The following is a 7,952-nucleotide window of genomic DNA, read 5'->3' as shown; positions in this document are numbered from 1 at the left end:
TCGCAAGACCCCGCCCGGCCTTTTCATCAACCCCCGCAGGACGGACACATGGGAGTAATCCCCGGCGGACCGTCGCTGATTGAGTTAGTGTTCAAATACATTTCAACCTATAGAGCACAAGGCTCTCCACCCCGGGCTTGCGGCCGGTCAGGGCCGCTCAGCAGCTCGAACATGGTATGCCTGCTCCCCCAACCCCAGCCCGTGGACGAGGCTCCTCCCCAGAGTGTAACGGGAAGCCACGGCTACCGATGATGGGCGCTCGCGGTGTGCCCTCGGCCGGGGGGATTACTGCACGTTGATGATCCGGGCGGCGGCCCAAGAGGGGCTTTCTCGATATAGCCCACCGGGATCGACCAGATGATAAGGGACGACTGTGGAACTGCCCGAAGAGAAGGCCCCGCTCGATCAGGTTGGATGGTAGATTCGAGAAGCCAGGTCCAGCGAAGGGCTAACCGTGTCAACCTGCTCGGGGACCAGGATCCCTCACAAATGCGCCACCGAGTGGCGGCTGGACGAATGCGAACGGAAAACGCTCCGAAACAGGAGTCCAAGAGCGGCGGAACAAGCAAGCGGCCGGTGGATTAGTCGCCCCTAAGGTAACCATCGGCAGCCCTGCGAGGTGGCCGCTGGTCGATGTAACTGCAAGAGATGCGGCTGGAAATGTCCACATCAAACGGTAGCGGGCTTCCCGTTTCCACCGGTGAAAGCATGCGACCCCGCGGTGAACCCCCAAGCGAAAGACGGCGTATGCTAATATGTATACCTGTCTGAGCCGAGAACCGTTACCCATTGCCGGGGAAGGTGGGGCCGCCATGAGTACGGCCGACGAGCGACTCAAGAACCGCCTGGACGAGATGCGGCGCCTGCTGGAGGCGGCGCGGGACCTGGCCGGCGAACTGGACCTCAAGCAACTGCTGGGCCAGTTCGCCCGTCACGCCGCCGCGGCGCTGGACGCCGAGGACGCCGAGCTGCGCTTTACCCGGGAGTCCTTCACCGGGCTCTGGGGGGCGGCGGGCCTCGGCGAGACCCTGGTGCTGACAGCGGAGCAGGAAACCCTGCTGAAACCCGTTCTCGGCGGCGGTGAAGCCCTGACCTGGTATCGTTCCAGCTCCGCAGCGGCGGAGCGGGAGGTCTTCGACGGCGCCGGACGCCGGCCGCGCAACGCCCTGGTCCTGCCGTTGGCCGGAGGCCTGGGGCGCGTCTTCGGTGTACTGGCCGTCTTCGACAAACGCCAGGGACGCTTCAACAAACACGACCGGCGGCTGCTGGGACGTCTGGTCGAGTACGGGGCGGTCAGCCTGGAGACCGCCGCCATGCACCACCAGAGCGAGGAGCTGCTCCGGCGTCAGCGGCGACTGCTCGAGGTCGGACGGGCGCTCTCCGGCGAGCGCGACCTGACGAGCCTGCTCAAGCTGGCGGCACGGGTGACCAGCGAGGTGATGGAGGCCGAGCGTACGACGGTCTTTCTCATCGACGAGGAGCGCGACGAGCTCTGGAGCATCGTTGCCGAGGGCCTGACCGAACGCAGCCTGCGGATCCCCCGGGAGAAGGGGGTGGCCGGCTATGTAGCGACGACGGGCGAGCTGGTCAACATCGCCGACGCCTACGCCGATCCCCGCTTCAACCCCGAGGTGGATCGTGAGACGGGCTACAAGACGCGCAACATGCTGGTCATGCCGATGAAGCGCGGCGACGGCCGCATCCTCGGCGTAGTCCAGGTGCTCAACAAACAGCGCGGGCTGTTCAGCTTCGAAGACGAGGAGCAGTTGAGAATGCTGGCGGGCTTCGTCGGCGTGGCCGTCGCCAACGCCCTGATGGAGCGCGAAAACGGACGCCTGCTCCAACGCCAGCGGGTCCTGCTCGAGGCCGGTCAGGCCATCGGCCGGATCATGCCCATCGGCGAGCTGCTGACGATCCTGGCCAAGCTGGCCACGGAGATCCTCGAGGCCGACCGCTCGACGGTCTTCATCCTCGATCGCGAGGCCGGAGAACTGTGGAGCATGGTCGCCGAGGGGACCGAAGAGATCCGCTTCCCGGCGGACAAGGGCATCGCCGGCGCCGTGGCCGCCTCCGGCGAAACCCTCAACATCCCCGAGGCCTACGACGACCCGCGCTTCAACCGCAACATCGACCGCCAGACCGGCTACCGCACCAAGTCCATCCTGGCCCTGCCCCTGCGCGACAAGCAGGGCCGGGTGATGGGTGTCTTCCAGGTGCTCAACCGCCGCCCCCCCGGCGGGCGCCTCGAGGAGAGCGAGGCCTTCACCGCCGACGACGAACGGCTGTTGTCGATCCTGGCCGCCCAGGCCGCCGTCAGCATCGAAAACAACCTGCTTTATGAACAGCGCCGGGCGATGTTCCTCTCCTTCACCGAAACCCTCTCACGGGCCGTCGACGCCAAGGACAAGATCACCGGCAACCACATCCAGAACGTCACCCGCTACACCGTGATGATCGGCCGCGAAATGGGCCTCGAGGGCGCCGCGCTGGAGTCCCTGCGCGTGGCCGCCCTGCTCCACGACGTCGGCAAGATCGGCGTCCGCGACAGCATCCTCTGCAAAACCGGGCGCTTCACCCCCCAGGAGTACGAGGAGATGAAACGCCACGTGGTGATCTCCAAACAACTCCTGCGGCGGATCAAGTTCGAGCGCGGCCTGCGCGACGTGCCCGACGTCGCCGGCGCCCACCACGAGAAACTCGACGGCTCCGGCTACCCCGACGGCCTGGCCGGCGACGCCATCCCCCTCGGCGCCCGGATGATGATGGTGGCCGACATCTTCGACGCCCTGACCCAGCGCCGTCACTACAAAGAACCCCTGCCCCCCGATGAGGCCTTCAGCATCCTGCGCTCCCAGGTCGAGGCCGGCAAGCTGGACGGACGCTGCGTCGAAGCGCTGTACGCCCGCTGGAAGCGCGGCGAGCTAGAGATTCCCGCAGACAGCCGCACCGCCGAGCAGATATTTTAGTGCTTATATTTATGTATATTACTATTATTATTATATCTTTTATATTTAAAGTGGAAAAATTAAAAAAAGCTTGAATTCACCTATTAGGAGATTCAAGCTAATAACAATGACTATACTAAATGTTTAGTAATCGCTAAAATAACTGAATATATAACCCTCAATCCCACCTTGTGTAACCACCTTAATCCAGGGTGCATTGTGATTAGCTCTATAATCCATCGGTCCCTCATCAACGAACCATACTTTTTGGCCTGTTCTCAGTTTATCTACAACTTCAGAATCAATATTTGGAGCGTCACGTAAATTCAACGGACCAGACCATATCGTTAAGTACCGCGTTTCGGGATAGTCAGCCCTGCCGTATAGCTTTGGCTCAGTTTGGTCGGACAAGAGCCAGGCTGGTTGAGCGCCCCCTTCTTCAGTAACTTGTATTACATTATTTCCGTTTGCATCAGAAATAAATATATTAACCTCATCTATATTTAATTCGTCAGGAGAACTGACTGAAGCAAAATCTTCAAGAGTTAAGTGTGACATATCAGGGTAACGGCTAAATGCAATGCGTCTACCGTCTGGGCTCCAAGCCGGTTGAAGGGCTCTAGGTAAGAACAAATATGAGCTGTTATTACCATTGGAATCGGTAACTTCCAAACCGTTATCAACACCATAAACAATATTGTTCTCGATGCTCCAGGATGGGTAACTACCTTCTGATGCTATTCTCCTAAGACTGTCTCCATCTGTATTGACAGTATATGCTTCACCTTTCAATCCGTTATGATAGGATTCAAATACTAACTTCTGGTCATCTGGACTCCAAGATGGAAAATGTGATTTAGAAGGGGAAGGTACATATATATTCGTCCCTTCTTCTAAATTGTAAATATGTATATCTCCATTATATGAGTATGCTATCCTTTTTCCGTCCCAGCTCCAGTCCGGTTCTTTACCTTGTGTTATATATTGCTGGTTAGTACCGTCTGGATTCATGGTGTAAATCATCCCATTTCTCTCATATACTATTAGCTCACCGTCTGCCCTACAGTGAGGAAAAGCGCCACCATTTATCGTAAGACGCTCCTCGTTAAAGCCAGTTGGATCAATTACATAGAGTTCACCTTCGCCTGTCCGATTGTATGAAAATACTATTTGATATATATGTAAACACCACACCTCATCACTAATTATCCAATCTAGGATCACCTGAATTATTACCATTAACTTGAGATAAATAAATATTTTGAAAAAAATACCCATCATCAACATATAATTTTGTGTCATTCACAAAAGATACAATCATATTGCCTTTATTACTTTCCAGTATTTCGTACTTTGTTAGTTTCCAGTTATAATTATTAATTCTCTGCGTAATATTAAAGCGCATATTTTGATTTGGTATCATATCATCAAAAACTGAAAAGTCATTGCTGTTAACCGCACTTATGAATGCTTCGATTAATGCTTCAGGTGTACTAAAAGTTACTTTATCAACGCTACCCTCAACTATTTCATTAGCATTTGTGTTATCACTGTCATCACTACACCCAAGAGTAAACACAACAGCGGATAGGATAATTACAGCAATGTTTTGTTTACACATAATTTGCTCTCCAATCTCCAAGGCGGTAGCAGTAGAAAAGTGTTTTCCTAACGCATATTCGAAACACAGAAAAAAGTACATTTTATTAGCACAGATGTCAAGTGGGGTTGTTAGAAAAGTGATTAATGAAACGAAACACTGATAACCGGCCTTGATATCTTGGCACCGGACCGGCATAATCGCCGGGAACCCCGCTCGCCGTCGCGACGTAGCTCAAGCCCGACAACCGTCTACCTCTTCTGGAGTCCAGCGCAGCCCATGGATTGGCAGCAGATCATTATCGCCGTACCGGTCCTGCTCTTTAGTTTAACCTTCCACGAGGCCTCGCACGCCTGGATGGCCCATCGTCGCGGTGACGATACGGCGAAGCTGGCCGGGCGGTTGACGCTCAATCCCCTGCCGCACATCAGTCTTGTGGGGACGATTCTGCTGCCGGCGATCCTGATCATCTCCGGGGCGGGCTTCATTATCGGCGCCGCCAAACCCGTTCCCGTGGATGTGCGCAACCTGCGCAACCCCAAGCGGGATCACCTGGCCGTCAGCCTGGCGGGACCGGGCTCGAACATACTTCTGGCCCTGGGCTTCACCATCATTCTGCAGGTCGCCTACCTGTTCGGGGTTCACGAGCACGCCCCGGGCGGCCTGACCTCCCCGGCGGCCATCCTGATGGGACTGCTGCAGTACGGCGTGCTGATCAACCTGATCCTGGCCGGTTTCAACATCCTGCCCATCCCGCCCCTGGACGGCTCCAGTCTGCTGATCAGCGTCCTGCCGCCCAAGGCGGGCCGTTACATCAGCCAGATCGCCCCCTACGGCTTCATCATCGTCATCCTGTTGGTGGCCACTGGTCTGCTGACGCCCTATTTCCAGCTGTTCTACGACCTGACGATGTGGCTGACCACCCCCCTGGGCTAGTTCTCTTCGCCTAGACCGGCGCCCCCGCGTGGGTTATAATACCCCCCGCGTCCCGGGGCCGTTTGTTTGCCAGGTTCCCGCCTCGTCGGCCTTAAGATAGCCTTCCACCTCAAGCCCATCTTGCGCATGAGCAATCAACGTCGTTTACACCTGCCCGCCGTGGCGACCCTTTTTCTGCTTTCCGGAGCCGCCGGATTGATCTTCGAGGTCGTCTGGCTGCGCCGGATGTCCTTTGTCTTCGGCGCCACCAGCCAGGCCACGGCCACGGTGCTGGCCGCCTTCATGGGCGGCCTGGCCCTGGGCAGTTGGCTGCTGGGCCGGGCGGCGGACCGGATGAAGAAACCGCTGCGTTTTTACGCCCTGCTGCAGTTGGGCGTCGGCGTCGCCGGTCTCCTGGTGCCCCTGCTGCTGGCGCTGTTCCAGCACCTCTACGTGCCCCTCTACAGCGCAACGGGAGGCGGCGGGTTCCTTTATCTCACCGTGCGGGCGCTGTTGGCCCTGTTGACCCTGCTGCCGGCGACGACCCTGATGGGCGCCACCCTGCCGGCCCTGGCCCGCCACGTCGCGGCGGAGAAGACCTCCCTCGGCGGCCGCGTCGGCCTGCTCTACGCTCTCAACACCCTGGGCGCCGTAGCCGGAACCTTCCTCTCCGGCTTCGTGCTGATCGAGCACCTCGGCCTCTGGGGTTCGAGTCTGCTGGCAGCGGGACTCAACCTGGCTGCGGCCGGGGCGGCGCTGCTGCTCTCCCGGGGTGAAGACGTCGCCGTTCGGCCCGTCGAGCGTTTCAAGGCGCCCCGGGAAAAGAAGGCCCGGCTGCTGTTGATCCTTTACGCCGTCAGCGGCTTCGCCGCCCTGGGGCTAGAGCTGGTCTGGACCCGGACGCTGATCCTGTGGTTCTCCAATATCACCTACACCTTCTCGGCCATGCTGGGCATCTACCTGGCCGGCCTGGCCCTGGGCGGAGCGATCGGCTCCAGCCTGGTCAAACGTTTGAAGAACCCCGGGCGGGCCTTCGCCTGGCTCGAGGTCGGCGTCGGCTTGACGGCGCTGTTATCAACGGGTTTAGCGCTCAACTGGCCCGGCGCGATGGGCGACTTCTCCCAGTCCCTCGTCGGCGGGATCGCCGGCTGGGGCTCTCTGGTCGGCAGCTCGATCGTGCTGACCATCGTGGTGATGCTGCCACCCACGATCCTGCTGGGGATGCTGTTCCCCATCGTCGTCCGGCTCTACACCAGCGAAGTCGAACGCGCCGGCGAGCGCGTCGGTGAGATCGTCGCCGCCAACGGCCTGGGCACCATCCTGGGCAGCCTGCTGACCGGCTTCGTCCTGATACCGCTGATCGGTTTCCAGTGGAGCCTTTACCTCCTGGCGGCCCTGGCCGTCGGTGTGGCGGCCGTCGCCTTCGCCGGCTTCGTCGAACGCGACAGGCAACGTCTCTACGGCTGGGTCGGTTGCGCCGCCACCCTGGGTCTGGGCGCCCTCTGGCTGCCCTTCGACAAGCTGGGCGCCAATTTCCTGCGCCAAGGCGAGGTGCTGCTGGATTACGAAGAGACCGCCTCGGGCACCATCGAGGTCCGTGAACAGCCCGATGTGATCGGCACCGGCGGCCTGCCGACGCGCAAGCTGCTCATCGACGGCAATCAGGCCACCTACACCGCCGTGGCCGACATGCGCAAGAACCGTCTGCTGGCCCACCTGCCGATGCTGGTGCATCCCGAACCACAGCGGGTGCTGGTGATCTGCTTCGGTTCCGGTTCCACTTTCGGCGCCCTGGCCCTCCACGATGCCGTCGAGTGCGTCGACTGCGTCGAGATCGCCCCCGGGGTGCTCGAGATGGCGCCCTATTTCGAAGCCTTCAACCTCGACGTCCTCAACCACCCCCAGGCCCGGGTGATTATCGACGACGGCCGCAACTACCTGTTGTGCACCGACCAACGCTACGACGTCATCACCGCCGAACCGATGCACCCCGCCCTGGCCGGCGTGGTCAACCTCTACACCATCGAGTACTACGAACTCTGCCGCGAAGCTTTGACCGACGACGGTATCTGCACCCAGTGGATCCCCCTCTATCAGGTCCCCGTGGCCGAGATGCGCGCCATGGCCGCCAGTTTCGCCGCCGCCTTCCCCCACATCGGCCTCTGGCTGACCGGCGACGACGCCGTGCTGCTGGGTTCCAACCAGCCCCTCGAACCCGAGATGGAACGCTTCCGCGAAGCCGCCCGCGATCCCGCCATCGTCGCCAATCTCGCCGAGGTCGGCATCGATTCGCCCCTGCGCCTGGCCGAGGCCCTGGCCCTCGACGACGCCGCCTTCCGCGCCTACGTCGAGGGGGTGCGGCCCGTCACCGATAACGACCCCTTCATCGAGTACACCCTGCCCCGGGCCTATCGCACCGCCCAGACCATCCGGGCCAACACCACGGTCATCGGCCGCTACGCCGGTACCGGCAACCGCTAGCAGCCGTCGCG

5 protein-coding genes are annotated in these 7,952 nt (G+C 59.8%); 3 read left to right on the top strand and 2 right to left on the bottom strand.

Going from position 1 to position 7,952, the window contains the following annotated elements; translation table 11 throughout:
* The first annotated feature begins 755 nt into the window (after positions 1–755).
* Positions 756–2,966 (top strand): GAF domain-containing protein, encoded by a 2,211-nt coding sequence (locus GF399_00665; GenBank protein ID MBD3398826.1) that lies wholly within the window; start codon positions 756–758, stop codon positions 2,964–2,966.
* A 123-nt stretch (positions 2,967–3,089) separates the two neighbouring features.
* Here the strand turns inward: GF399_00665 and GF399_00660 are convergent, their stop codons facing one another.
* Both GF399_00660 and GF399_00655 read right to left on the bottom strand, forming a co-directional pair.
* Positions 3,090–4,247, bottom strand: a complete 1,158-nt coding sequence (locus GF399_00660) for an SH3 domain-containing protein (GenBank protein ID MBD3398825.1) — start codon at positions 4,245–4,247, stop codon at positions 3,090–3,092.
* Entirely contained in the window at positions 4,147–4,566 is a 420-nt protein-coding gene (locus GF399_00655; protein MBD3398824.1) for a hypothetical protein, read from the bottom strand. The genes GF399_00660 and GF399_00655 overlap by 101 nt, the downstream gene beginning before the upstream one ends.
* 258 nt (positions 4,567–4,824) lie before the next feature.
* Between GF399_00655 and GF399_00650 the strand changes: the two genes are divergently transcribed.
* Positions 4,825–5,481, top strand: coding sequence for a site-2 protease family protein (locus GF399_00650; protein ID MBD3398823.1), 657 nt, complete (start codon positions 4,825–4,827; stop codon positions 5,479–5,481).
* A 126-nt stretch (positions 5,482–5,607) separates the two neighbouring features.
* Positions 5,608–7,941 carry a hypothetical protein gene (locus GF399_00645; protein ID MBD3398822.1) on the top strand — a complete coding sequence of 778 codons (2,334 nt, stop codon included), beginning with the start codon at positions 5,608–5,610 and terminating at the stop codon, positions 7,939–7,941.
* The last annotated feature ends 11 nt before the right edge of the window (positions 7,942–7,952 follow it).

The organism is Candidatus Coatesbacteria bacterium, assembly GCA_014728225.1.
GTDB lineage: Bacteria > RBG-13-66-14 > RBG-13-66-14 > RBG-13-66-14 > RBG-13-66-14 > WJLX01.
Note: the sequence above shows the minus strand (reverse complement) of the source record. Positions and strands in the feature narration are given on the sequence as shown.

Coding starts and splice junctions, on each gene's coding strand:
- GF399_00655 (MBD3398824.1), bottom strand. CDS start 4,566: ATGTGTAAACAAAACATTGCTGTAATTATCCTATCCGCTGTTGTGTTT.
- GF399_00660 (MBD3398825.1), bottom strand. CDS start 4,247: ATGACACAAAATTATATGTTGATGATGGGTATTTTTTTCAAAATATTT.
- GF399_00645 (MBD3398822.1), top strand. CDS start 5,608: ATGAGCAATCAACGTCGTTTACACCTGCCCGCCGTGGCGACCCTTTTT.
- GF399_00650 (MBD3398823.1), top strand. CDS start 4,825: ATGGATTGGCAGCAGATCATTATCGCCGTACCGGTCCTGCTCTTTAGT.
- GF399_00665 (MBD3398826.1), top strand. CDS start 756: ATGTATACCTGTCTGAGCCGAGAACCGTTACCCATTGCCGGGGAAGGT.